Source organism: Achromobacter sp. D7-1 (assembly GCF_059760445.1).
In genome coordinates, this window is the sequence record NZ_JCBAMT010000046.1 from 1 (window position 1) to 23,239 (window position 23,239).

Sequence of the window (23,239 nt, forward strand, 5' to 3'; positions counted from 1 at the left end):
GTTCGACACCGCCCGCGCCGCTATGGCATTATCGGCGGACCACCTGGCGGCCGGCCCCAAGCGCCGGCCGCGGCAACCTCGGAGGTCCCCCTTGTTCTCATTCCTCAAGCGCACTGTCCTGGCCGCCGGCATCATCGGCGCATCGCTGGGCGCCAGCGCCGCGCAGCCGCCGCGCGCCTATCCCCTCAAGGATTTCTTCCGCAACCCCGAGCGGGGCTTCTTCCGCCTGGCCGACGATGGCCGGACGCTGGGCTTCATGCAGCCCACCAGCGTGGACGGCAAGCCCGCCCGCATGAACATCTACGTGCAGCCGCTGCAAGGCAGCACGCCTGTCGGCGACCCCCGCCAGCTCACCAGCGAAACCGCGCGCGACATCAGCAACTTCTTCTGGAAAGGCGCCGACGTGGTGCTCTACCAAAAGGACTTCGGCGGCGACGAGAATTTCCACGTGCTGGCGGTCAACGCCAAGACCGGCAAGATCACCGACCTGACGCCTTATGAAGGCGTGCGCGCCGGCATCGAAGACGATCTGGAAGACGACCCCGATCACGTTCTCATCAGCCACAACCAGCGCAACCCCGAAGTCTTCGACGTCTACCGCGTCAACGTGCACACCGGCGCGGCCGTATTGGTTGCGCAGAACCCCGGCAACATCGTCGGCTGGCAGACCGACCACGCAGGCAAGGTGCGCGCCGCCGTCGCCAGCGACGGCCTGAACACCACCCTGCTCTACCGCGACACCGAATCCTCCGAGTTCCGCCCGCTCATCACCACCGACTACCGCACCAGCGTCAGTCCGGCGTTCTTCACTTTTGACGACAAGAAGTTCTACGCCCTGTCCAACCGCGGCCGCGACAAGCTGTCGCTGGTGGTGATCGACCCCGCCAAGCCCGATGCCGAGGAAGAAATCTTCACCCCGGACACGGTCGACCTGGATTCCGCCGGCTACTCGCGCAAGCGCCGTGTGCTGACGGTGGCCGCCTACCAGACCGACAAGCCGCAATACAAGTTCTTCGACGGGCAGACCGAGACACTCTTCAATAAGTTGTCGGCCAAGCTCAGCGGCTACGACTTCGCCATCCAGGGTTCCAACCGCGACGAAGACAAGTTCATCGTCGCCGCCTACAACGACCGCACGCCCGGCTCGCGCTACATCTACGACGCGGCCGCCGACACGCTGAGCAAGCTGGCCGACATCAACCCCGCCATTCCCGAGGCGGACATGTCGCGCGTGCAGCCCATCAGCTATCAGACCCGCGACGGACTGACCGTCCACGGCTACCTGACGCTGCCCGCCGGCCGCGATCCGAAGAACCTGGCTTGCATCGTCAACCCGCACGGCGGCCCCTGGGCGCGCGACGGCTGGGGCTACAACCCCGAAGTGCAGTTCCTGGCCAACCGCGGCTTCTGCGTGCTGCAGATGAACTTCCGCGGTTCTACCGGCTATGGCCGCGCCTTCTGGGAAGCCAGCTTCGGCCAATGGGGCCTGAAGATGCAGGACGACATCACCGACGGCGTGCAGTGGCTGATCGGGCAAGGCATCGCCGATCCCAAGCGCATCGGCATCTACGGCGCCAGCTACGGCGGCTACGCCACCCTGGCCGGGGTGACGTTCACGCCTGATCTATACGCCGCCGCGGTGGACTATGTGGGGGTGTCCAACCTGTTCACGTTCATGAAGTCCATTCCGCCGTACTGGAAGCCCATGCTGGACAAGATGCAGGACATGGTGGGCGACCCGGAACGCGACCGCGAACGTTTGGCCGCCACCTCGCCCGCGCTGCATGCGGACAAGATCAAGACGCCGCTATTCGTGGCCCAGGGCGCCAAGGATCCGCGGGTGAACAAGGACGAGAGCGACCAGATGGTCAAGGCGCTGCGCGCGCGCGGCGTCGAAGTCGAATACATGGTCAAGGACAACGAGGGCCACGGCTTTCACAACGACGAGAACAAGTTCGAGTTCTACGAAGCCATGGAGAAGTTCCTGAAGGAACATCTCAAGCCCTGACCTCCTCCTCCAGCGCCGCCGGGCCGCGCTCCTGCGCGCGGCCCGCGGGGCGGCCGATCCAGGCCATCTCCACGCGGTCGCGCCCATGTTCCTTGGCGCGGTACAACGCGTCGTCGGCGCGGGCCAGGATGCCGTCCGCGCTGTCTCCCGACTGATACGAAGCCAGGCCGCCGCTGGTGGTCATGCGCACTTCCCGCCCTTGCAGGTGGAATGGCGTGTCGCGCAGGGCATCGCAGACGCGCTGGGCCTGCACCAGCGCGCGGGCCGGATCACAGTCATACATCAACAGCACGAATTCCTCGCCGCCCAGCCTGCCGAAGCGGTCGCTGCCGCGCACCGCCCGCTGCACCACCTGCGAAAAATGGCGCAACGCCGCGTCGCCCGAGGCATGGCCGTAGCGGTCGTTGATGGATTTGAAGTGGTCGATGTCCAGCACCAGCACCGCCAGCTTGCCGCCGGCGCGCTTGCAGCGCTGCAGCTCGCGTTCCAGTTCGTCCATGATGCTGCGGCGTGAATAGGCGCGCGTCAGGCCGTCGAAGGTCAGCGCGGCCTCCATGCGCTCGGACAGGCTGGTCTGAATCAGCAGCAGCAGCGCCAGGAACAGGCCAGGCACGGTCACCGTTCCGCACACGATGAAGAACAACCCCCAAGGAGTCGGGTCAAGCAGCGACGACGGCGCCTGCCCGCCAACGCTGTAGACCACCACGCGCAAGGCGTGCAGCGCGGCCAGGCCGAAGCTTGCCAGCATCAGGTACAGCATTACGCCGCGCGTCTGGATCCTTTTGCGCTGACGGAAGAACACCAGGCCCGTCGCCACCATGGCGACGACGGTATAGGCGGAGAACAGCAGCATGCGCGCGCGCAAGTCATCCACCACGTACAGCAGCAACGCGAACGCAACAATGCAGAGTCCGCCCAGGGCGGCCGTGCGCCGCACCAGCGGCCGCAGGCCGAAGAACTGGCGCACGCCCACGTAGACCAGGCTGATCGCACAGACCCAGGCCGCGTTCGACGCCATCACATAAACGCCGGGCGGCAGGATCTGCGATGCCGCATAGGCGAGCAGCGACAGCACCGCCAAGGCGTTGCCGGTGGTGAACGCGCGGATGCCGCCCACGTCGCGGGCGCGGAACGGCGCCAGCAATGGCAATGCCAGAGCCGTGGCCAAGCCCCACATCAGAAAGAAGAGAGAAGTCGTCATGGTGTTTGCCGGCACACGCCCCGCAGGCGCGCGCCGTCGCTCGTCATTGCTGTTGCACTGGGTTCACACATCTGGCGGCGTTACATCCCACCACTCCAGACGCTTTTTGTTACCCACGCGGCGACAGACCGGCACTATCTGGCGCCCGTCCGTCGCGGCACGCCGTTTCGCCCTGAACCTTTACTGCCCGCGCCAAGACGATTGCGCGGCAAGCGACGAAGAATACGCCAAGGCGAAGTCTGCGCAACCTTCCTTTGCACTAATTGACAGTTACCTGACAGTTAACACACTTATAATTTCGTTCATTGACGGTGCCGCCAAGAGCGCCGCAATCACGCCCTACGGGCGTGGCGCGTACTAGCCATGCACTCCCATAGCGCGAGTGCGAAGGTCCCCGCAGCGGGCGCCGCGCAGTCCTAACCAAAAAGTGTTCCTTCCCCGTGCCGCCGGCGCCTTTGTGCTGCGCGTCGCCTTGGCTCGCGCCGACAAAAGGCACGCACTCGGCCGGCCGGACCAGGAACGCCCCGAGTAGCAACTGCGGAAGTAAAACAGATGCAAAACAGAGGATCGACACCCCCGGGTGCCGCTGGACCAAGACTGAGCCTGCTGGCGGCTTGCGCCTTGCTGGCTCCCGCCCTGGCCCTGGCCGCCCCCGGTAACGACTATGACGCGCTGATCGCGCAGGCGCGAGCTGGCGACTACGAGCCCGCCCTGGCCATGCTGCGCCAGCAAGGCCCGGCCGGCGGCAGCCGCGCCATCCATGACCACATCATCATCGCGGGCTGGGCCGGCAAGCCCGCCGAAGCCATCGCCGCCTACGAGCAGTTGCCCCACGGCGCGCCACTGCCCGCCGACATCCAGCTGGCCGTGGCGCGCGCCTACCGCGACCTGCAGCGCTGGCCCGAGGCCCTGGCCGCCTATCAGGCGGGCGCACGCAACCATCCCGGGCAATCCGCCTTCCGCGCCGGCGAAATCATGACCTTGGCCGACGCCGGCCGCTACCCCGAGGCGCGCGCCGCGGCCGCGCAGTGGCTCAAGCGGCATCCCCGCGATGTCGATGCCCGGCTGGCCTTGAGCTATGTCCATGCGCGCCAGGGCGAGCCCTACGAAGCGCTGCACCAGGCCGACCTGGCCCTGGCCGCAGCGCCCAACACCCCTTACGTGTTGCGCGAGTACATCCATGCCTTGCAGCGCGCCCGCATGGCAGATGTGGCGCTGGAACTGGCGCGGCGCCATCAGGACCTGTTCGACGCCGGCCAGATGCGCGGCTTCGAGGCCGACGCGCTGGCCCAGCAGGTGCGGCTGGCGGCCATGCCCACGCGCTCGGAAGCCGAGCGTTTCGTGCTGGCCGACCGCGCCCTGGCCCGCTACGACGAACTGATTCCAGCCTGGCAGCAGCAGGAGGACGCCCGCGCCGACGCGCTGCGCGCCCGTATCGACCGCCTGCACGCCTTGCACGTCCGAGTGCGCATGGCCGATCTGGTCCGCGAATACGAAGCCTTGCAGGCCGAAGGCGTCACGGTGCCGCGCTACGCCTTGAACGACGTGGCCTCGGCCTACCTGTACCTGCGCCAACCCGAACGCGCCCGCGACATCTACCGCCAGGTCGCGGCCGACGATGCGCTGCGCGGCGACGATGCCGAACAGCGGCTGGCGACCGAAACCGGCCTCTACTACTCGCTGGCCGAAGGCGAGCAGTTCGACGAGACCACAATCGTCACCGACGGCGTCGAATCAGGCTATGCCCCCTGGCTGTACTACAAGGGCCAGGCCACCCGCATGCCCAACGACCTGAACCTGGAAAGCCGGCAGACCCTGGCCTCTGCGCGCCTGCAGGCGAACGACACCGTCGCCGCCCAGCAGCGCCTCGAAGAGATGGTCGGGAACGCCCCGAACAACTCGGGCCTGCGCAGCGACCTGGCCACGGTCTACCGCGCCCGCTCGCTGCCCCGCGCCTCGGAAACCGAGCTGAAGATGGCCGAGACGCTGGCGCCACGCAGCCTGGGCGTGGAGAACGGCCAGGGCTTCACCGCCCTGGACCTGCAAGAATGGCGCCAGGCCGAAGCGCTGTCGCAAGACACCATCACCCGCTCGCCCGAGAACCTGACCAGCCGCCGCCTGGCCCGCGAATGGGAAGTGCACAACAAGGCCGAGCTGCGCATCAACGGCTACCGCGGCCTGGCCTCGGACAGCCCGGTCACCGGCAGCGGCGACTTCGGCATCGACGCGGTGCTGTACTCCTCTCCGCTGGACTACAACTGGCGGGTCTTCGGCGGCGGCGGCTACGCCTCCGGCGACTTCGAGGAAGGCCGCGGCAACTACCGCTGGCTGCGCACCGGCGTGGAATGGCGCGGCCGCGACCTCACGGTCGAAGGCGAAGTCTCCACCCATGACTACGGCCACGGCGTGAAGCCGGGCGTGCGCCTGTCGGCCGCCTACGACCTGGACGACCACTGGCAGGTGGGCGGCTCGGGCGAAATCATGTCGCGCGAAACCCCGCTGCGCGCACTCACCAGTGGCATCACGTCCAACAGCCTGTCGGCCTTCGTGCGCTGGCGCGCCGACGAGCGCCGCGAGTGGACGCTGGCGCTGTCGCCCTCGCATTTCAGCGACGGCAACAACCGCTGGGCGCTGGGCCTGGCCGGGCGCGAACGCGTCTATACCTCGCCGCACCTGCTGGCGGACCTGGAGTTCGAGGCGTCCACCCAGCGCAACAGTCATGACAGCAACGTGCCGTACTTCAATCCGCGCTCGGACCTGATGCTGCTGCCCGGCGTGCGCCTGACCCACACCCTGTACCGCCGCTACGAGACCGCCTGGGAGCAGATCGGCACCCTGGGCGCGGGCGCCTACACCCAGCAAGGCTACGGCACCGGCGGCGTCATCGCGCTGGGCTATGGCCAGCGATACCGCGCCAACGACGTCCTCGACATGGGCGCCATGATCACCGGCACCAGCCGCCCGTACGACGGCGAACGCGAGCGCGAACTGCGCATCGTGTTCGACCTGACGTACCGCTTCTGAACCCGGAACCGAGTAACGCCATGATGCTTAAAACCCATACCCGCCTGATCCTGGCCGGCCTGCTGCTGCTCGCGATCCTGGCGCTGACTGCCTGCGCCAAGGACATCCCGGTCTACACGCCGCCGGACCAGCGCCCGCTCGCCCCCGCCGAACAGCCCTGGGTCCAGGGCCAATTCCTGGCCCTGGCCTACCACGACGTGGAAGACGACGATCCCGACCAGGGCTTTCTCAGCGTGCGCACCGACCGTCTGGTGGAGCAGCTGGCCTGGCTGCGCGCCAACGGCTACCAGGCCGTGACCGTGGACCAGATCCTGGCCGCGCGCCAGGGCGGCAAGCCGCTGCCCGAGCGCGCCGTGCTGCTGTCCTTCGACGACGGCTACCGCAGCTTCTATACCCGCGTGCTGCCCATCCTGAAAGCCTACCAATGGCCCGCGCTGCTGGCGCCGGTCGGTATCTGGATGGATACGCCGGCCGACCAGCGCGTCGACTTCGGCGGCAGCCCCGAAGACCGCAAGCGCTTCCTGAACTGGGACGAGATCCGCGAGATCTCGCGCTCGGGACTGGTGGAGATCGCCGCGCACACCAACGCCTCGCACTACGGCGCGCTGGCCAACCCGCAGGGCAATACCGAGCCGGCCGCCGCCATCCGCGCCTATGACGCGCAAACCCGCCGCTACGAGACCGAGGCGCAGTTCGAGGCCCGCATGGGCGGCGACGTCGCCGCCATCACGGAGAAGATCCGCCGCGCCACTGGCAAGAAGCCGCGCGTGTGGGTCTGGCCCTACGGCGCCGAAGGCGGCTCCACCCTGCGCATCACCGCCGAGCACGGCTATCAGCTGGCGCTGACGCTGGAGGATGGTCCGGGCCGCGTCGGCCGCCTGATGTCCACGCCGCGCCTGCTGCTGTCCAGCGACCCCACGCTCAAGCCCTTCGCCAACAGCGTGGTCGGCATGGAGGCCCAGCCCTTCATGCGCGTGGCGCACGTGGACCTGGACTACGTCTACGACCCGGACCCGGCGCAGACCGACCGCAACCTGGGCGAGCTGGTGCAGCGCATCCTGGACATGCAGATCAACACGGTGTTCCTGCAGGCCTATTCGGACCCCGTGGGCGACGGCCTGGTGAAGTCGGTCTACTTCCCCAACCGCTGGCTGCCGATGCGCGCCGACTTGTTCAACCGCGCCGCCTGGCAACTGCACAACCGCGCCAACGTGATGGTCTACGCCTGGATGCCGGTGCTGTCCTTCGACCTGGATCCCGCCCTGCCCCGCGTCACGCGCTGGCAGGAAGGCCAGGCGCAGCCAGAGCCGGATCCCGAACAGTACCGCCGCCTGTCGCCGTTCGACGCCACCGTGCGTGCGCGCATCGGCGACCTGTACGAGGACCTGTCCCGCTACGCGATCTTCGACGGCATCCTGTTCCATGACGATGCGCTGCTGTCTGACTTCGAGGACGCCAGCCCCGGCGCGCTGGCCGCCTATCGCGCCGCGGGCCTGCCGGGCAGCATCGCCGAATTGCGCGCGGATCCCGGCACCCTGCAACGCTGGACCCGCTACAAGAGCCGCGCGCTGGTGGACTTCACCGCGGAGCTGACGCAGCGGGTGCGCGCGGTGCGCGGTCCGCAGATCAAGACCGCCCGCAACATCTTCGCCGAACCCATCCTGAACCCCGACAGCGAAACCTGGTTCGCGCAGAACCTGGACGACTTCCTGGGCGCCTACGACTGGACCGCGCCGATGGCGATGCCGCTGATGGAGAACGTGCCGGCAGGCAAGGAAAACGCCTGGCTTGACCGGCTGGTCGACACCGTCGCGCAGCGCCCCGGCGCGCTGGACAAGACCGTGTTCGAACTGCAGGCGCGCGATTGGCGCACCGGCCCCGGCCGCCCAGAGGCCACGCCGGTCGACACGGCCGAGCTGGCCGGCTGGATGAAGCGGCTGCAGCTGCGCGGCTCGCGCAGTTTCGGCTACTACCCCGACGATTTCTCGCAAGACCAGCCCCGGCTGCAAGGCATCCGGCCCGCCATTTCCGAAGCATGGTATCCCCTCCGATGATAGACCGTCTGATTGCTCTGCTGATTCTCTGCGCGGTGCTTGGCGCGCCCTTCGGCTTCACCCTGATGCTGACCGGCGAGGCGCTGCTGGGCTTCGTGTTCTTCTATCCGCTGTTCATGTCCGGCATGTGGATGGCCGGCGGCATCTATTTCTGGTGGCATTGGGAGCGGCACTGGAAATGGGGCAAGGACAGCCAACCGCCGGCCCTGGCCGGCAATCCGCTGGTGTCCATCCTGGTGCCCTGCTACAACGAGGCCGACAACGGCGAAGAGACGCTGCTGGCGGCGTTGGGCCAGAACTATCCGCACATCGAGGTCATCGCCATCAATGACGGCTCCAGCGACGGCACCGCCGCGATGCTGGACCGCATGGCCGCCGCCCATCCGCGGCTGCGCGTGGTGCATCTGGCGCAGAACCAAGGCAAGGCCATGGCCCTGCGCATGGGCGCCATGGCCGCGCGCAGCGAATACCTGGTCTGCATCGACGGCGACGCCATGCTGGACCCGGACGCGGCCGCCTATCTGGTGGCGCCGCTGATCGACAATCCGCGCGTGGGCGCGGTAACCGGCAACCCGCGCATCCGCACCCGCTCCACCATGATCGGGCGCATCCAGGTGGGCGAGTTCTCGTCCATCATCGGCCTGATCAAACGCACCCAGCGCGTCTACGGCCAGGTGTTCACGGTGTCCGGCGTGGTCGCCGCCTTCCGGCGCGCGGCGCTGGACCGCGTGGGCTATTGGAGCCTGGACATGATCACCGAGGACATCGACATCAGCTGGAAGCTGCAACGCGACCACTGGTCGATCTTCTACGAGCCGCGCGGCCTGTGCTGGATCCTGATGCCCGAAACCCTGCGCGGACTGTGGAAGCAGCGGCTGCGTTGGGCCCAGGGCGGCGCCGAGGTCTTCCTGAAAAACCTGCGCTCCATCTGGGTCTGGCGCCATCGCCGCCTGTGGCCACTGATGGCCGAGTTCTGCCTGTCCACCGCCTGGGCCTTCGCCTTCGGCGTGTCGGTGCTGCTGTGGGCCCTCAGCCAGGTGGTCACTCTGCCCAACAACATGCAGATCGCCAGCCTGATGCCGCCTGCCTTCACCGGCATGATGCTGGCGGTGGTCTGCCTGCTGCAGTTCGTCGTCAGCATCCTGATCGACCGCCGCTACGAGCCGGGCCTCGCCCGCTCGCTGTACTGGGTCATCTGGTATCCGCTGGCCTTCTGGATGGTGAGCCTGTTCACCACCCTGGTCAGTTTCCCCAAAGTCATGCTCCGCAAGCAGGCCCGCCGCGCGCGCTGGACCAGCCCGGACCGGGGCATCAAATCACCGGACGCAACGTCATGATCATCACCACGCAACGTTCCCGCGCAGGCTATCTGTTCGACCTGGTCCTGACCGCCATCGGCTGGTTCGCCTTCGTGTATCTGTTCGGCGCCGGCATTCTGGCGATCCTGCGCGCCGCCGCGGGCGGTCCCGATGTCTCGCTGTGGCCGGTGTTCCTGCCCACCGTGCACACGCTGTGGGGCTATGCCCTGCTGGCGCTGATCAACGCCGGCGTGCTGGTGGCCTGGGCCGTCTACAACCACCGCAAATTCGCCGGCCGCGACCGCCGCAAGCCGATCAAGCCGGTGGGCGACCGCCGCGTGGCAAGCAGCTTCGCGATCAGCCCGGCCCAGCTGATGCAGGTGCGGTCGGCGCACACCTGCATCATCCACCACGGCGCGGGCGGAGACATCACCGGCATCGAAATGGGCCGCCCTCACCTGAGCGCCTTGCGGGCGGGCTGACTCCCCCCGCTACGGGATAGCGGGCGCCGCGCGCGGCCTTCCCGCTACCCGGTCTGGCGCCCGCGCCGCACCCGCCCTTTATGCTCGGCGACGCGCCTGCTCCAGACTTGGCGCCCGCCCTCAGCGGCGCGCCTTCTCCACATTCGGCAACAGGATCGCCACCACGCCCAGCAAGGGCAGATAGGCGCAGACCTGGTACACGTAGCCTATGCTGGTCGCGTCGGCCAGCTTGCCCAGCGCCGCGGCGCCCACGCCGCCCATGCCGAAGGCGAAGCCGAAGAACAAGCCAGCGATCATCCCCACCTTGCCCGGCACCAGCTCCTGCGCGTAGACCACGATGGCCGAGAAAGCCGAGGCCAGCACCATGCCGATGATCACCACCAGCACGCCCGTCCAGAACAGGTTCATGTAGGGCAAAAGCAGCGTGAACGGCGCCACGCCCAGGATCGACACCCAGATCACGATCTTGCGGCCGATGCGGTCGCCAACCGGGCCGCCCACCACCGTGCCCACCGCCACCGCGGCCAGGAACAGGAACAGGTAGAGCTGCGCCTCGCGTACCGACAACGCGAACTTGTCGATCAGGTAGAACGTGAAGTAACTGTTCAGGCTGGCCAGGTAGAAATACTTGGAGAACACCAGCACGCCCAGCACCGCCAGCGCGCCCAGCACCTGATTGCGCGACAGCCCGTGACCGGCCCCCTCGCGCCGCGCGCGCGGCTTGAGCCGGACGCGGTTGGCGCTGTACCAGCGGCCGATGCCGGTCAGCACCACGATGCCGAACAGCGCCGCCAGCGAAAACCACGCCACGCTGCGCTGCCCGTGCGGAATGATGAAGAGCGCGGCCAACAGCGGCCCCAGCGCCGAACCCACGTTGCCGCCCACCTGGAACAGCGACTGCGCCAGGCCGTGACGCCCGCCGGACGCCATGCGCGCCACCCGCGAGGATTCCGGATGGAACACCGACGAACCCGTGCCCACCAGCACCGCGGCCACCAGCAGCCAGCCGAACGACGGCGCCATCGACAGCAGCAGCAGCCCCACCAGGGTGAAGCCCATGCCCACCGGCAGCGAATACGGCTTGGGATTGCGGTCCGTGTAGAAACCGATGAAGGGCTGCAACAGCGAGGCCGCAAGCTGGTAGACCAGCGTGATCAGGCCGATCTGCGCGAACGACAGGCTGAACGAATCCTTCAGCATGGGATAGATGGCCAACAGGATCGACTGGATCATGTCGTTCATCAGGTGCGCCACGCTGATCGCGCCCAGCACCTTGAAAGCGGTGGACGGATCCGACGAGGCGGCTGACGGCGGGGCCGTGTTGGCGTCGGCGATGCCGGCGGCAGGGTTCTGGGGTGGATTCATGAGCGACGGACGCGAATAAGGGGATGGGCATGCCCGGCACCGTGCCGGGACCTGCTGCCAGTGTAGGAATCCGGGCCGGATCCCATATGCCAACTTTCGTCGTTTAAGTGACAAAATACGGAAACCGCACTTGAGCCGCCTCTCTCATCCTTACGCCGGAAGTGACACGCATGCCCGCCCGACTGCTTTTGACCGACCCCACCCGCAGCGTCAATCCGCAGGACTACCAGCACCGGCCGCGCGCGGTGACGGCCATGGCCAAGGAATTCCCGCCCGGCACCCGGACGGGCACCCATTCCCACCCGCGCGCCCAGCTGGTCTACGCGGTCGAAGGCGTGATGCGCGTCACCACGCCCAGTGGCTTCTGGGCCCTGCCGCCGCTGCGCGCGCTGTGGGTGCCGGCGGGCGTGCCGCATGGCGTGGACATGGTGGGCGCCGTGTCCATGCGCTCGCTCTACCTCGAAGCCGAGACCGCCTGCGGCTACTGGCCGCAATGCCAGGTGGTCGAGGTCAGCGGCCTGCTGCGCGAACTGATCCTGGCGCTGACCGCCGAACCCATCGAGTACCCGCTGGGCGGCCGGGCGGAGCAGATCGCCGCCCTGGTCCTGTCCGAGCTGGCCGCCGCGCGCGTCGCGCCGCTGCAGATCCCCTGGCCGCGCGACCGCCGCCTGCAGACCATCTGCGCGGCGATCCTGGACGATCCCGGGCTGCAACGCGGCATCGAGGACTGGGGCGACGAAGTCGGCGCCAGCGCGCGCACGCTGATCCGCCTGTTCCAGGCGGAGCTGGGGCTGAACTACCGGCAGTGGGTGCAGCAGGTCCGGCTGGCCGAGGCGGTGTGCCGGCTATCGCAGGGCGTGCCGGTCGCGCGCATCGCCTCCGACCTGGGCTACCGCAGCGCCAGCGCCTTCTCGGCCATGTTCCACCGGGCGCTGGGCGCGCCACCGCAGAGCTACCTGAAGAACAGCTGACTGAAAAGCGGCTGACGCTTGCAACCGGACTTGCCGTTTGTCACGGCCCGCAATACATTTCAGTGCGTTCCCGCAGCGCAGCACCGCGACAAAGCCGCGCCGGGCGTATGCTGGAACCCGTCCCTGAATTCCCCCGGCGTTTGCGCTGCTTCCGCCCCCCGGGCAAGTTTGGTTACCGAAACCTTATTGCTCCCTGGGCGGTCTATAGCGTTCTGCCCTAGAATCGCCTGCAATGAGCACCCCCCAGCAATCCTCCGCCACCCCGGGCGGCAAACCGGGCCTCCCCTGGAAACGAATCCTGATCAAGGCTGGCGTAGCCGCCGGCGGCGCCGCCGTGTGCGGTGGCATCGCGCTCGGCCTGGCGCTGGCCCTGGCCTGGCCCAGCCTGCCCGACCTGCACGCCATGACGGACTACCGCCCGCGGGTGCCGCTGCGCATCTACACGGCGGACAAGGTGCTGATCGGCGAATACGGCGAAGAACACCGCAACGTACTGCGCTTTGACGAGATCCCGCCGGTGATGCGCCAGGCGGTGCTGGCGGCCGAGGACGACCGTTTCTACAGCCACGGCGGGGTCGACTGGATGGGCGTGGCGCGCGCGGTGCTGACCAACCTCGTCAAGGGTTCCAAGAGCCAGGGCGGCAGCACCATCACGATGCAGGTGGCGCGCAACTTCTACCTGTCGTCGGAAAAGACCTATTCGCGCAAGTTCTACGAGCTGCTGCTCACTTTCAAGATCGAATCCGAGCTTTCCAAGGACCAGATCCTTGAGCTCTACATGAACCAGATCTACCTGGGCCACCGCGCCTATGGTTTCGCGGCCGCCTCGCGCACCTATCTCGGCAAGCCCTTGTCGGAAGTGACGCCGGCCGAGGCCGCGATGCTCGCCGGCATCCCCAAGGCGCCGTCGCGCTTCAACCCCATCACCAATTTCCCGCGCGCCGAGATCCGCCAGCACTACGTGCTGGGCCGCATGAAAACGTTGGGCTACCTCACGCCCGAACAGGCCGATGAAGCGCTCAAGCAGCGCCTCACGATCCGCGGCGCGGACGGCGCCAGCGCGCGCGGCTTCGCCATCCATGGCGACTACCCGGCCGAACTGGCGCGCCAGCTGATGTACGGTGTGTTCCAGGAGCAGACCTACTCCAAGGGCATCGATGTCTACACCACCATCGATTCCAAGGACCAGGAAGCCGCCTACCGCGCCGTGCGCGACGGCGTCATGGACTACACCCGCCGCGCCGTGTATCCCGGCCCGGAAGACCAGATAGACCTGCCCGACGGCGTCGAGCAGGACGCTGCCGCGCTGGATGAGATCCTCGACGGCGTGCAGGAAAAGACGCCTGACAGCGAAGACCTGCTGACCGCCGTGGTGCTGGCCGCCAGCCCCACCGAAGTGACACTGGCGCGCAGCGCGCGCGACATCATCACCATCAGCGACAAGAAGGCGCTGGCAGTGGTGGCCCGCGCGCTCAACCCCAAGGCCAGCGACAGCCAGCGCCTGCGCCGCGGTTCCGTGGTCTATATCCACAAGAACGGCGACAGCTGGGAAATCATCAACATGCCGACGTTGCAGGCGGCGCTGGTCTCGATGGTGCCCCAGGACGGCGCCATTCGCGCCATGATCGGCGGCTTCGACTACAACCGCGGCGGCTTCAACCGTGTGACGCAGGCCTGGCGCCAACCGGGCTCCAACATCAAGCCCTTCGTCTACGCCGCGGCGCTGGAGCGCGGCCTGACCCCGGCCACGCAGATCTCCGACCAGCCCTTCATGCTGACCGCGGAGCAGACCGGCTCCAAGGCCTGGCAGCCCAAGAACGACGGCAACAAGTACGAGCCCATGCTGACCTTGCGCCAGGGCCTCATGCGTTCCAAGAACATGGTGTCGATCCGCATCCTGCAGGCTATTTCGCCGCAGTATGCCCAGGACTACCTGACCCGCTTCGGCTTCGACAAGTCGCGCTGGCCGGCCGTGCTGCCGCTGGCCCTGGGCGCGGGCGGCGCCACGCCGCTGCAGGTGGTCAACGGCTACAGCGTGTTCGCCAACGGCGGCTACCGCGTCACCCCCTACCTGGTCGACCACGTCACGGACCGCTCAGGCAACGTGTTGATGAAGGCGCAGCCGGTGGTCGCCGGCGACGAGCAGGCGCGCGCCATCGATCCCCGCACCGCCTGGGTCATGGACGACATCCTGCGCGGCGTCACGGTCAGCGGCACCGCCGCCCGCGCGCACCAGGTGCTCAAGCGCAACGACATCGGCGGCAAGACCGGTACCACCAACGAGGCCGTGGACGTCTGGTTCTCGGGCTTCACGTCCGGCCTGGCCACCACGGTCTGGATGGGCTTTGATCAGCCCAAGTCGCTGGGCACCAACGAATTCGGCAGCGGCCTGGCCCTGAGCACCTGGCTGGACTACATGCAGCCGGCCTTGAAGGGTGTGCCCGAAACCAAACCCGCGCCGCGCCCGGACGGCCTGATCGTGGACAACGGCGAATACTATTTCTCGGAATTCCCGCCGGGCCAGGCCGTGGCCTCGCTGGACCTGTCCTCGGGCGATGCGCTGACCGATTTCCTGAACAACAACCGTTCGACGGACGGCGTGGACACTTCGGTCAAGCCCTTGCCACCCAGCGGCGCCGTGCCGCAGAGCAGTCCTGGCCAACCGCCCGTGGCCCTGCCCGTCCCCGTGGCGCCCGCGGGCGGCGCGCCGGCCGGCAATGTGCCTGTCATCCCGCCCATCCCCGTGCCGCGCGTGGACGCCGACACCCCTGCCCGCGCCAGCGCCGTCAGCGGCGCCGGACCGGTGGCCGCCCGGCCGCTGTAACCGGTCCCGGCGCCAGCCGCCGGGAATTCAAGCCTGCTATTCCTGCTCCGCGAGTTCGGTCACGACCTCACGCGGCCAGGCCTGCAGGGATTCCAGGTCCAGGAAGGTGAAGTAGCCGGATTTCCAGCCCTCGGTGTCGATGTGATAGACGTTGCCCAAGAGCAAGGGCGCCGGCACCGGCGTGTGCCCGGCCACCACCGCCCGTACGCCCCGGATGCCGGTGCGGTCCATCTGCCGCAGGCGGTCGCGCGACCACTGGCATGCAGCGCTGGTGCGCCGGTAGCGGTCCTGCAAGGCGGATTCCAGCCGCGGCCAGAACAGCACAGGACAATCGGCATGCAGCAGCCCCACTGCCCCTTCCAGCGTTTCAACCTCGATGGCGATGGGCAATTGCGCGAAGGCCTCGGCGAACACCTGCTGCCGATCCGAGGGCAGGTCCAGGAACCAGCCGCCGCCGTAGCCGCGCCAGTTGTCCACGTCCACCTGCCCGGTGCGTACGTGGCGGATCGCGTAATCCTCGTGATTGCCCTGGACCGCGTGGAACCAGGGCCGGGCCAGCCACTCCAGCGCGGCCTCGCTTTCCGGACCGCGGTCCACCAGGTCGCCGACGGAAAACAATCGATCCCGGGACGGATCGAAGCCCAACTGGTCCAGGCTTTCCTGCAGGCGGGAAAAATGCCCATGCAGGTCGCCCACCGCGAAATCGCGGCCTAGCTGGTTGCGCGGGACTTTGAGAAAACGCTGCTCCATGATGATCAGGACTGCCACTGGGTTGATGCTGGATCCCTCTTTTTAACCCGCTTTCAAGCCCACCCGGCTGCCCCCCCTAGCAAGGCCATGGTCAAAATTTGGTTACGAGAATCGATATTATTCGCGATAATATCCAGTTTTCTCCAACCCGCGCCTGCAAGGGCCCGCCCCCCATGACTGCCGCGTCCACCATCAAAACCTGGTACCTGGTCCACAAATGGACCAGCCTGGTCTGCACGATCTTCCTGCTCATCATCTGTCTTACCGGTTTGCCTCTGGTGTTCCACCACGAGATCGAACACTGGCTCGACGATGGCAAGCCGCTGTCCGACGTGCCGGCCTCGACCCCTCGCGCCAACCTCGACCAGTTGGTCGACAGCGCCCGCGCCATGTATCCGGGCGAAGTCGTCGACTACCTGTTCTTCGACCCCGACGAGCCGCAAGTCTATGTCGGCATGGCGAAAACGCCCGGCGACGGCCAGGTGTCCGGCCACGCCGTGCGCATGGACGCGCGCACCGGCGACGTGCTGCTGGACGGCCCGCTCTACACGCAGGACAAGTTTTCCTTCATGGGCATCATGCTGGCGCTGCACGTGGACCTGTTCGCGGGGCTGCCCGGGGAGCTGTTCCTGGGATTCATGGGCTTGCTGTTCTGCGTGGCCATCGTTTCCGGCGTGGTGCTCTACGGCCCCTTCATGAAGAAGCTGGAATTCGGCACCGTGCGCGCCACCCGCTCCACCCGCCTGAAATGGCTGGACCTGCATAATCTGCTGGGTATCGTGACGCTGGTCTGGGCCTTCGTAGTGGGCATCACCGGCGTGATCAATGAGCTGTCCACGCCGCTGTTCCGCCTGTGGCAGTCGACCGAACTGGTGCGCATCCTGGAACCCTACAAGGGCCAGAGCGTGCCCACCGAGCTGGCATCGGCCCATGCCGCCGCCGATACGGCCCGCAAGGCCCTGCCCGGCAACGAGGTGTCGTTCATCGCCTTCCCCGGCAACGCCTTCGGCAGCCCCCACCACTACATCACCTGGATGCGCGGCGACACGCCGCTGACCTCCAAGCTGAACACGCCCGTGCTGGTGGACGGCAAGACCGGCGAACTGACCACCGTGGCCAAGATGCCCTGGTACCTGACCGCGCTGGAAGTCTCGCGCCCGCTGCACTTCGGCGACTATGGCGGCCTGCCCTTGAAAATCATCTGGGCGCTGCTGGACGTCATCACGATCGTGGTCCTGGTCAGCGGCCTCTATCTCTGGCTGGCCCGCCGCCGCGCCACCGAAGCGCGCATCGCCGAACTCGTGCGCAAACACCAAGCCGCCGCCATCCCCAAAAGGACTCCCGCATGAGCAAGACAGCCCGTGGTTTCATGTTTGTCTGGGGCGCCCCGATCCTGCTGGGCGTGCTCAGCGTGTTCGGCTTGCTGGCCGCCCTGCTGGGCACGGGGGGCTGGCACTGGGCGTCCTGGACCTCCCTGGCCATCCTGCTGGCGGTGATCGCACGCTATTGGGTGTTTCCGCTGAAGCCGTAGCGCGCGCGGCGCGCCAGGCGCCGCCCGCGCGCAACACGGCTACTTGCCAAACACTTCCGGGTCCGGCCCCAGGCGTCCGCCTTCCTTGATACCGTCGATGGCGGCCATGTCCGCCGCCGACAGCTCGAAGTCGAAGACATCGATGTTCTCGCGGATGCGGGCCGGCGTCACCGACTTCGGAATCACGATCAGATCGTTCTGCAGGTGCCAGCGCAGCGTCACCTGGGCGGGCGACTTGCCGTGCTTCTGCGCCAGGTCCAGGATGACCTTGTCCTTCGCCACGCCGCCCTGGGCCAGGGGGCTCCATGACTCCGTCGCGATGCCGTGCCTGGCATGGAAGTCCCGCAGCGCGCGCTGGGTGAAGCCGGGGTGCAGTTCGACCTGATTGACCGCCGGCGTCACGCCGGAGGCGTCGATCAACCGTTCCAGGTTGGCCTGGGTGAAATTGGACACGCCGATCGAACGCGCGCGGCCGTCTTCCTTCATTTCGATCATGGCCTTCCAGGCATCCACGAACTTGGTGCTGCCAGCCACGGGCCAATGGATCAGGTACAGGTCCACATAGGCCAGGCCCAGTTTTTCCAGGCTCTCGTCCATGGCTTTGTGGGCCTCGTCGTAGCCGTGCCTGTCGTTCCAGAGCTTGGTCGTGACGTACAGATCCTTGCGTGCCACGCCGGCCGCGCGCAGGCCCTCGCCCACGCCAGCCTCGTTGCCATAGATGGCCGCGGTGTCCACCGAGCGGTAGCCGGCCGCCAACGCCTCTTTCACGCTTGCGGCCGCCTGATCGTTCGGCACCTGCCAGACGCCCAGGCCCAGCTGGGGAATCTTGCCGCCGTCGTTCAATTTCACTGCGGGTACTTTCGCCATAAGAACCTCCGTAGCTTGCGACGCGACGTCCGCGCGGCGAATATGCGCCGGGTCGCGCAACCAAGGGGCAGCCAGGCTTCGTCCTTGGTTGAGATAGTAAAGAACGGGCCCGCCAGGCTGCGCCCGAGTCACCGTGCCGGATTGAAAACCCCCGGGAGAGGTGCACACATCCCAGGGGCCGTGAGGCCGATAATACCCCCACGGCCGCCAATTCCTTGAATGCCCCCGCCAAAGCAGCTATTCCCGCCCCTGGCGCGGCCCCGCGGCAGAAATGCCGCCCGTAGCCGATAATGCGCTTCCGACGGCCCGCCGGCCCATGCATAACCCTCCCGGCCCTGACCATGAACGCTCCTGACACGCGGCCCGAGCGCCGCGGCGGTTTCTCCACCCTGCGCACCCTCTTTCCCTATCTCTGGCCGCCCGGCGAAACCGGCCTGAAGACGCGCGTCGTCGCAGCCCTGCTATGCCTGTTCGCGGCCAAGGCGGCCACGGTCTATGTCCCCCTGCTGTACAAGCAGGCCATCGACGAATTGGGCAAGGGCGCGCCGGGCGCCGTCACGGTGCCGCTGGGCCTGATCCTGGCCTACGGCACCGCCCGGGTGCTGTCGTTGCTGTTCTCGGAGCTGCGCGATGCCATCTTCGCCCGGGTCGGGCAGCACGCCATCCGCGCGGTCGGCCTGCAGGTCTTTCGCCACCTGCACGCACTGTCGCTACGCTTTCACCTGACGCGCCAGACCGGCGGCCTGAACCGCGCCATCGAACGCGGCACCAAGGGCATCCAGACCCTGCTGTCGTTCCTGCTCTTCAGCATCCTGCCGACCTTCTTCGAAATCGGGCTGGTCTGTATCGTGCTGTGGAAGATGTTCGACATCTGGCTGGCGCTGGCCACCGGCGCCACCGTCACGCTGTACATGGCGTATACGCTGCTGGTCACGGAATGGCGCGCCAAGTTCCGGCGCCAGATGAACGAAACCGACTCCGAAGCCAACACCAAGGCCATCGAAAGCCTGCTGAACTACGAAACGGTCAAGTACTTCGGCAACGAGGAGCATGAGGCCCGCCGCTATGATGCCTCGCTCACCCGCTACGAGCGCGCCGCCGTGCGCAGCCAGGTCAGCCTGTCCGTCCTCAACGTCGGCCAGGCCGCCATCATCTCGGTGGGCCTGACCCTGGTCATGTGGATGGCCGCCACCGGCATCGCCGAGGGCCGCTACACGCTGGGCGATTTCGTCCTGGTCAACACCTACCTGCTGCAGCTGTACCAGCCGCTGAGCTTCTTCGGCTTCGTGTACCGCGAGATCAAGCAGGCCATCATCGACATGGAACGCATGTTCGAACTGCTGGGACAGGACCGCGAAGTGGCCGACCGGCCCGATGCCCAGCCGCTGCGCGTGACCGGCGGCGAGGTGGAATTCCGCGACGTGCATTTCGGCTACGACACGCGCCGGCCCATCCTGAAGGGCGTCAGCTTCACCATCCCGGCCGGCAGGACCGTGGCCGTCGTCGGCACGTCGGGCGCCGGAAAATCGACCATCGCGCGCCTGCTGTTCCGCTTCTATGACGCCGATGGCGGCGCCGTCCTCATCGACGGCCAGGACGTGCGCGAAGTGACGCAAGCCAGCCTGCGGGCCGCGATCGGCGTGGTGCCGCAGGACACCGTGCTGTTCAACGACACCATCCTCTACAACATCGGCTACGGCCGTCCCGGCGCCACCGAGGACGAGATCCAGGCGGCGGCGCGCCTGGCACACATCCACGACCTGATCATGGCCATGCCGGACGGCTACCAGACCATGGTCGGCGAACGCGGGCTGAAGCTGTCCGGCGGCGAAAAGCAGCGCGTGGCGATCGCCCGCACCATCCTGAAGAATCCCGCCATCTTCCTGTTCGACGAGGCCACCAGCGCGCTGGACAGCCACACCGAACGTGAGATCCAGGCCAATCTGCGCGAAGTCAGCCAGGGCCGCAGCACCCTCATCATCGCCCACCGCCTGTCCACCGTGGCGGACGCGGACGAGATCATCGTGCTAGGCGAGGGCCGCATCGTCGAACGCGGCCGCCATCCGCAACTGCTGGCGCACGGCGGCGTCTACGCCGGCATGTGGGCCCGCCAGCAGGAAAGCTCCCAGGCCGGCGCGCCGGATTGACAAGCCCAGCGCCCTGTCCGAACATCGCACCCTTTTGCATTCCAGGCCACCCATGCAGGATCCGACCCCCGCCCCCGCCGTCCGCGTCTGCGCCTCCGCTGAGCTCGCCAACGGCGGCCTGGGCGTGAAAATACCCGTGTCCGACGCCGCAGGCCGGACCACCGCCTTCTTCGTGCGCTACCAAGACCGCGTGCACGGCTACCTGAACCGCTGCGCCCACGTGGGCGTGGAACTGGATTGGGAAGGCAGCTTCTTCACCCGCGCCGGCGACCTGATCATGTGCGCGCGCCACGGCGCCACCTACCAGCCCGACACCGGCCTGTGCGTGGGCGGCCCCTGTAAGAACGGCCGCCTGACCGTGCTGGCGGTCGAAGAACGCGACGGCGCGGTCTATTGGCAGCCGGCCGGCAAGATCCGTCCTTTGGGAGACGCGGCCGACGGCTAGCCCCGGATGCCCAGCCATCCATTCATCCCCACATAGATGCCCACGGCGATGATCAACAGGCTGGAGAGATACGGAGCCCGCTGGGCGACCGCGCCAAACCACGGAGCACGCTTGTTGACTTGGCGTACGCTTAGCGCCGCCACGGCGCCGACCGTCACCAGCGTGATGGCCAGTCCGATCGAGAAACACAGCACCAGCACCGCTCCGAGCGTGAATTCCTTCAATTGCAGGCACAGCAGGAGCACCGTAATTGCCGCGGGGCAAGGAATAAGCCCGCCGGTCAGGCCAAACAGGGCAATCTGCCAGTTGGTTACGTTCCGGTTGGCGAAGCGCCGCCGGATGTCATTGGCGTGCGCAAGCTGGTGGGCGTCCTGATACCCAACGCCCGCGACCTCCAGTCCTCGCGGCCCTTCATGGCGATGATCACGCTGGTGTTGATCTGGCTCCGTGAATGCGACGGCATGGCTGTGGGCATGCCCGTGGCCATTGCGATGGTCGTGATGATGATGCTCGTGGCTTGCGCCATGCTGATCGCGCCAGGTCCGCCAAAACATCCATGCAGCGATCAGCACGATGATCACCCCGGACGCCACCTGGAAGTACGGTTCCAGTTCCTCCGCAGCGACTCCGCGCCAGAGATACATGCCGCCCAACCCGATGCCCCACACAATCAGGGTGTGCGAAATGGTCGCGGTGATTCCAAGCAGCACAGCCTGCCACACGCTCCCCCTGATCGCGACGATGAACGCCGCCATCATCGTCTTGGAGTGGCCGGGTTCCAACCCGTGTAGAGCGCCCAGCAGGATGGCGCTGGGAATAAACAACCAGGCATGCGTAGCACCCTGGGCAATCAAATCGGAAAACGACAGCATGGATGGCGTTCTTAAAGATACTTGGTGATTTCTTTGAATTCGTCTATCGCGCGCTGTCTGTCCTGGTCCAGCTCGCCCACCGCATCCTGCAGGCAATGGTCGATATGGTCTTGAATGAGGATCTTCTTGGCCTGGGCAATGGCACGCTCGACCGCATGCAGCTGCTGGGCCAATTCAAGGCAGGGACGATGTTCTTCCATCATTGTCAGGATGCTGCGCAAATGGCCTTCAGCTCGCTTAAGGCGCTTGGCGACGGCATCGTAATGATGATGAGGATCGGGTTTATTCATGGAGCCATCATATCCCCCCCGGGGGGATATGATTAAGGAAACCATGTCGTCGATCGGGGAAAGGGAGTATCGGTCTGTAGCGATATCTACATGATTGCAGAGATAGCGATGCTTTCATATTCTGCTCCCCATGGATACGTCACTTGCCTCCTCTTGGCTGCTGCTCATCGTCAGCCTGCCCACCAACGGCGCCACGGCGCGCATGCGCATCTGGCGCAAGCTCAAGGCGTTGGGATGCGCAGCCTTGCGCGATGGAGCCTATCTGCTGCCGGCGCACGCCGAGCAAGCGCTCCAACTGACCGATCTGGCCGCCGAAACGAGCGAAGAAGGCGGTCAGGCTTGGCTGCTGCGGGTCCAGGCCCAGGACAACGACGAGTCCGCCTCGTTCCGGGCCCTGTTCGACCGTTCGGCCGACTACGATGTTTGGCTGGCGGAACTGGCCCAGGCGCGCCAGACGCTGGCTGAATTGAAGGCGACTGAGCTCAACCGCCTGTTGCGCCGCTACGAACGTAGCTACCAGGCGTTGCGCCGCATAGATTTCTTCCCGGCTGAAACGTCGCTCCGCGCGCAAGCGCAGCAGCGCGATTTCGCCAATGCCATCGAAGCCATCCTGTCGCCCGGCGAGCCCCACGCGTCGGTGGGAGGCATAGCGCGTCGCGATCCCATGAACCATCGGGGACGCATCTGGGCGACCCGACGCCATATCTGGGTTGATCGAGTTGCCTGTGCGTGGCTGATCCAGCGCTTCATTGACCCTTCCGCGCGCTTTCTATGGCTGGAAACCCCAGCCGACTGCCCGACCGACGCCCTGGGATTCGATTTCGACGGCGCCACTTTCACGCACGTCGGCGATCGCGTGTCGTTCGAGGTCCTGCTTGCCAGTTTCGGCCTGGAGGAGAATCGCGGCCTCGCGCAGTTGGGAACGCTGGTACATGCGCTCGACGTGGGCGGGGCTGCGGTGCCGGAAGCGGCGGGCTTTGAAGCCATCCTGGCTGGCGCTCGCAAACGCCTGTCCGACGACGATGCCTTGCTGCTCGAAGCCTGCACCGTACTGGATTCCCTGTACGCCCATTTCTCCGGCGAGCGTAAGACCTGACTGTCCTCTGTTCA

18 protein-coding genes are annotated in these 23,239 nt (G+C 66.8%); 12 read left to right on the forward strand and 6 right to left on the reverse strand.

Annotated features, from left to right (window positions below; all coding sequences use genetic code 11):
- The first annotated feature begins 91 nt into the window (after nt 1-91).
- Nucleotides 92-2,008 (forward strand): S9 family peptidase, encoded by a 1,917-nt coding sequence (locus tag AC6LKD_RS19325; RefSeq protein ID WP_498117173.1) that lies wholly within the window; start codon nt 92-94, stop codon nt 2,006-2,008.
- On the opposite strand, the gene AC6LKD_RS19330 is transcribed toward AC6LKD_RS19325, so the two are convergent.
- Nucleotides 1,998-3,209, reverse strand: coding sequence for a GGDEF domain-containing protein (locus AC6LKD_RS19330; protein ID WP_013392976.1), 1,212 nt, complete (start codon nt 3,207-3,209; stop codon nt 1,998-2,000). The two genes, AC6LKD_RS19325 and AC6LKD_RS19330, sit on opposite strands and share 11 nt — an antisense overlap.
- A gap of 552 nt (nt 3,210-3,761) precedes the next feature.
- On the opposite strand from AC6LKD_RS19330, the gene pgaA reads away from it, so the two are divergent.
- The 4 genes from pgaA to pgaD are packed head-to-tail and all read left to right on the forward strand — an operon-like array spanning nt 3,762 to nt 10,067.
- The gene (pgaA, locus tag AC6LKD_RS19335; protein ID WP_013392975.1) at nt 3,762-6,233 is read left to right on the forward strand and encodes a poly-beta-1,6 N-acetyl-D-glucosamine export porin PgaA; all 2,472 of its coding nucleotides are present in this window, start codon (nt 3,762-3,764) and stop codon (nt 6,231-6,233) included.
- A 20-nt stretch (nt 6,234-6,253) separates the two neighbouring features.
- Nucleotides 6,254-8,287, forward strand: coding sequence for a poly-beta-1,6-N-acetyl-D-glucosamine N-deacetylase PgaB (gene pgaB / locus AC6LKD_RS19340; protein WP_498117143.1), 2,034 nt, complete (start codon nt 6,254-6,256; stop codon nt 8,285-8,287).
- Nucleotides 8,284-9,624 (forward strand): poly-beta-1,6-N-acetyl-D-glucosamine synthase, encoded by a 1,341-nt coding sequence (gene pgaC, locus AC6LKD_RS19345; protein ID WP_454694132.1) that lies wholly within the window; start codon nt 8,284-8,286, stop codon nt 9,622-9,624. The genes pgaB and pgaC overlap by 4 nt, the downstream gene beginning before the upstream one ends.
- Complete coding sequence (gene pgaD / locus AC6LKD_RS19350; RefSeq protein WP_492275428.1) at nt 9,621-10,067, forward strand: poly-beta-1,6-N-acetyl-D-glucosamine biosynthesis protein PgaD; 447 nt, start codon at nt 9,621-9,623, stop codon at nt 10,065-10,067. Before pgaC ends, pgaD begins: the two co-directional genes overlap by 4 nt.
- Nucleotides 10,068-10,187: 120 nt before the next feature.
- Here pgaD and AC6LKD_RS19355 read toward each other — a convergent pair whose 3' ends face one another.
- Nucleotides 10,188-11,432, reverse strand: coding sequence for an MFS transporter (locus AC6LKD_RS19355; RefSeq protein ID WP_498117144.1), 1,245 nt, complete (start codon nt 11,430-11,432; stop codon nt 10,188-10,190).
- A gap of 170 nt (nt 11,433-11,602) precedes the next feature.
- Between AC6LKD_RS19355 and AC6LKD_RS19360 the strand changes: the two genes are divergently transcribed.
- Nucleotides 11,603-12,403 carry an AraC family transcriptional regulator gene (locus tag AC6LKD_RS19360; RefSeq protein ID WP_498117145.1) on the forward strand — a complete coding sequence of 267 codons (801 nt, stop codon included), beginning with the start codon at nt 11,603-11,605 and terminating at the stop codon, nt 12,401-12,403.
- A 232-nt stretch (nt 12,404-12,635) separates the two neighbouring features.
- Nucleotides 12,636-15,227, forward strand: coding sequence for a penicillin-binding protein 1A (locus tag AC6LKD_RS19365; protein ID WP_498117146.1), 2,592 nt, complete (start codon nt 12,636-12,638; stop codon nt 15,225-15,227).
- A gap of 36 nt (nt 15,228-15,263) precedes the next feature.
- Here AC6LKD_RS19365 and AC6LKD_RS19370 read toward each other — a convergent pair whose 3' ends face one another.
- The gene (locus tag AC6LKD_RS19370; RefSeq protein ID WP_013392968.1) at nt 15,264-15,977 is read right to left on the reverse strand and encodes a metallophosphoesterase; all 714 of its coding nucleotides are present in this window, start codon (nt 15,975-15,977) and stop codon (nt 15,264-15,266) included.
- A 173-nt stretch (nt 15,978-16,150) separates the two neighbouring features.
- Here AC6LKD_RS19370 and AC6LKD_RS19375 point away from each other — a divergent pair, with 173 nt between their 5' ends.
- Together AC6LKD_RS19375 and AC6LKD_RS19380 are read left to right on the forward strand one after the other, a co-directional pair.
- Complete coding sequence (locus AC6LKD_RS19375; RefSeq protein WP_013392967.1) at nt 16,151-17,326, forward strand: PepSY-associated TM helix domain-containing protein; 1,176 nt, start codon at nt 16,151-16,153, stop codon at nt 17,324-17,326.
- Nucleotides 17,323-17,508 carry a hypothetical protein gene (locus tag AC6LKD_RS19380; RefSeq protein WP_013392966.1) on the forward strand — a complete coding sequence of 62 codons (186 nt, stop codon included), beginning with the start codon at nt 17,323-17,325 and terminating at the stop codon, nt 17,506-17,508. Before AC6LKD_RS19375 ends, AC6LKD_RS19380 begins: the two co-directional genes overlap by 4 nt.
- 39 nt (nt 17,509-17,547) lie before the next feature.
- On the opposite strand, the gene AC6LKD_RS19385 is transcribed toward AC6LKD_RS19380, so the two are convergent.
- On the reverse strand, nt 17,548-18,375 hold the full coding sequence (locus AC6LKD_RS19385) for an aldo/keto reductase (RefSeq protein WP_013392965.1): 828 nt from the start codon (nt 18,373-18,375) through the stop codon (nt 17,548-17,550).
- 341 nt (nt 18,376-18,716) lie between these two features.
- On the opposite strand from AC6LKD_RS19385, the gene AC6LKD_RS19390 reads away from it, so the two are divergent.
- Nucleotides 18,717-20,522, forward strand: coding sequence for an ABCB family ABC transporter ATP-binding protein/permease (locus AC6LKD_RS19390; protein WP_498117147.1), 1,806 nt, complete (start codon nt 18,717-18,719; stop codon nt 20,520-20,522).
- Nucleotides 20,523-20,574: 52 nt separating this feature from the next.
- Nucleotides 20,575-20,967, forward strand: a complete 393-nt coding sequence (locus AC6LKD_RS19395; protein WP_498117148.1) for a Rieske (2Fe-2S) protein — start codon at nt 20,575-20,577, stop codon at nt 20,965-20,967.
- Here the strand turns inward: AC6LKD_RS19395 and AC6LKD_RS19400 are convergent.
- Together AC6LKD_RS19400 and AC6LKD_RS19405 are read right to left on the reverse strand one after the other, a co-directional pair.
- Nucleotides 20,964-21,839 carry a nickel/cobalt efflux transporter gene (locus AC6LKD_RS19400; protein ID WP_498117149.1) on the reverse strand — a complete coding sequence of 292 codons (876 nt, stop codon included), beginning with the start codon at nt 21,837-21,839 and terminating at the stop codon, nt 20,964-20,966. The two genes, AC6LKD_RS19395 and AC6LKD_RS19400, sit on opposite strands and share 4 nt — an antisense overlap.
- An 11-nt stretch (nt 21,840-21,850) precedes the next feature.
- Entirely contained in the window at nt 21,851-22,129 is a 279-nt protein-coding gene (locus tag AC6LKD_RS19405; RefSeq protein ID WP_498117150.1) for a metal-sensing transcriptional repressor, read from the reverse strand.
- A 130-nt stretch (nt 22,130-22,259) separates the two neighbouring features.
- Here AC6LKD_RS19405 and AC6LKD_RS19410 point away from each other — a divergent pair, with 130 nt between their 5' ends.
- A complete protein-coding gene (locus AC6LKD_RS19410; RefSeq protein ID WP_498117151.1) occupies nt 22,260-23,225 on the forward strand; it encodes a chromate resistance protein ChrB domain-containing protein in 966 nt (321 codons plus the stop codon).
- Nucleotides 23,226-23,239 lie beyond the last annotated feature (14 nt).

What these genes read in the sequence shown, in the direction of transcription:
- AC6LKD_RS19330 (WP_013392976.1), bottom strand. Translation starts at nt 3,209, where the DNA reads ATGACGACTTCTCTCTTCTTTCTGATGTGGGGCTTGGCCACGGCTCTG.
- pgaA (WP_013392975.1), top strand. Translation starts at nt 3,762, where the DNA reads ATGCAAAACAGAGGATCGACACCCCCGGGTGCCGCTGGACCAAGACTG.
- pgaB (WP_498117143.1), top strand. Translation starts at nt 6,254, where the DNA reads ATGATGCTTAAAACCCATACCCGCCTGATCCTGGCCGGCCTGCTGCTG.
- pgaC (WP_454694132.1), top strand. Translation starts at nt 8,284, where the DNA reads ATGATAGACCGTCTGATTGCTCTGCTGATTCTCTGCGCGGTGCTTGGC.
- pgaD (WP_492275428.1), top strand. Translation starts at nt 9,621, where the DNA reads ATGATCATCACCACGCAACGTTCCCGCGCAGGCTATCTGTTCGACCTG.
- AC6LKD_RS19355 (WP_498117144.1), bottom strand. Translation starts at nt 11,432, where the DNA reads ATGAATCCACCCCAGAACCCTGCCGCCGGCATCGCCGACGCCAACACG.
- AC6LKD_RS19360 (WP_498117145.1), top strand. Translation starts at nt 11,603, where the DNA reads ATGCCCGCCCGACTGCTTTTGACCGACCCCACCCGCAGCGTCAATCCG.
- AC6LKD_RS19365 (WP_498117146.1), top strand. Translation starts at nt 12,636, where the DNA reads ATGAGCACCCCCCAGCAATCCTCCGCCACCCCGGGCGGCAAACCGGGC.
- AC6LKD_RS19370 (WP_013392968.1), bottom strand. Translation starts at nt 15,977, where the DNA reads ATGGAGCAGCGTTTTCTCAAAGTCCCGCGCAACCAGCTAGGCCGCGAT.
- AC6LKD_RS19375 (WP_013392967.1), top strand. Translation starts at nt 16,151, where the DNA reads ATGACTGCCGCGTCCACCATCAAAACCTGGTACCTGGTCCACAAATGG.
- AC6LKD_RS19380 (WP_013392966.1), top strand. Translation starts at nt 17,323, where the DNA reads ATGAGCAAGACAGCCCGTGGTTTCATGTTTGTCTGGGGCGCCCCGATC.
- AC6LKD_RS19385 (WP_013392965.1), bottom strand. Translation starts at nt 18,375, where the DNA reads ATGGCGAAAGTACCCGCAGTGAAATTGAACGACGGCGGCAAGATTCCC.
- AC6LKD_RS19390 (WP_498117147.1), top strand. Translation starts at nt 18,717, where the DNA reads ATGAACGCTCCTGACACGCGGCCCGAGCGCCGCGGCGGTTTCTCCACC.
- AC6LKD_RS19395 (WP_498117148.1), top strand. Translation starts at nt 20,575, where the DNA reads ATGCAGGATCCGACCCCCGCCCCCGCCGTCCGCGTCTGCGCCTCCGCT.
- AC6LKD_RS19400 (WP_498117149.1), bottom strand. Translation starts at nt 21,839, where the DNA reads ATGCTGTCGTTTTCCGATTTGATTGCCCAGGGTGCTACGCATGCCTGG.
- AC6LKD_RS19405 (WP_498117150.1), bottom strand. Translation starts at nt 22,129, where the DNA reads ATGAATAAACCCGATCCTCATCATCATTACGATGCCGTCGCCAAGCGC.
- AC6LKD_RS19410 (WP_498117151.1), top strand. Translation starts at nt 22,260, where the DNA reads ATGGATACGTCACTTGCCTCCTCTTGGCTGCTGCTCATCGTCAGCCTG.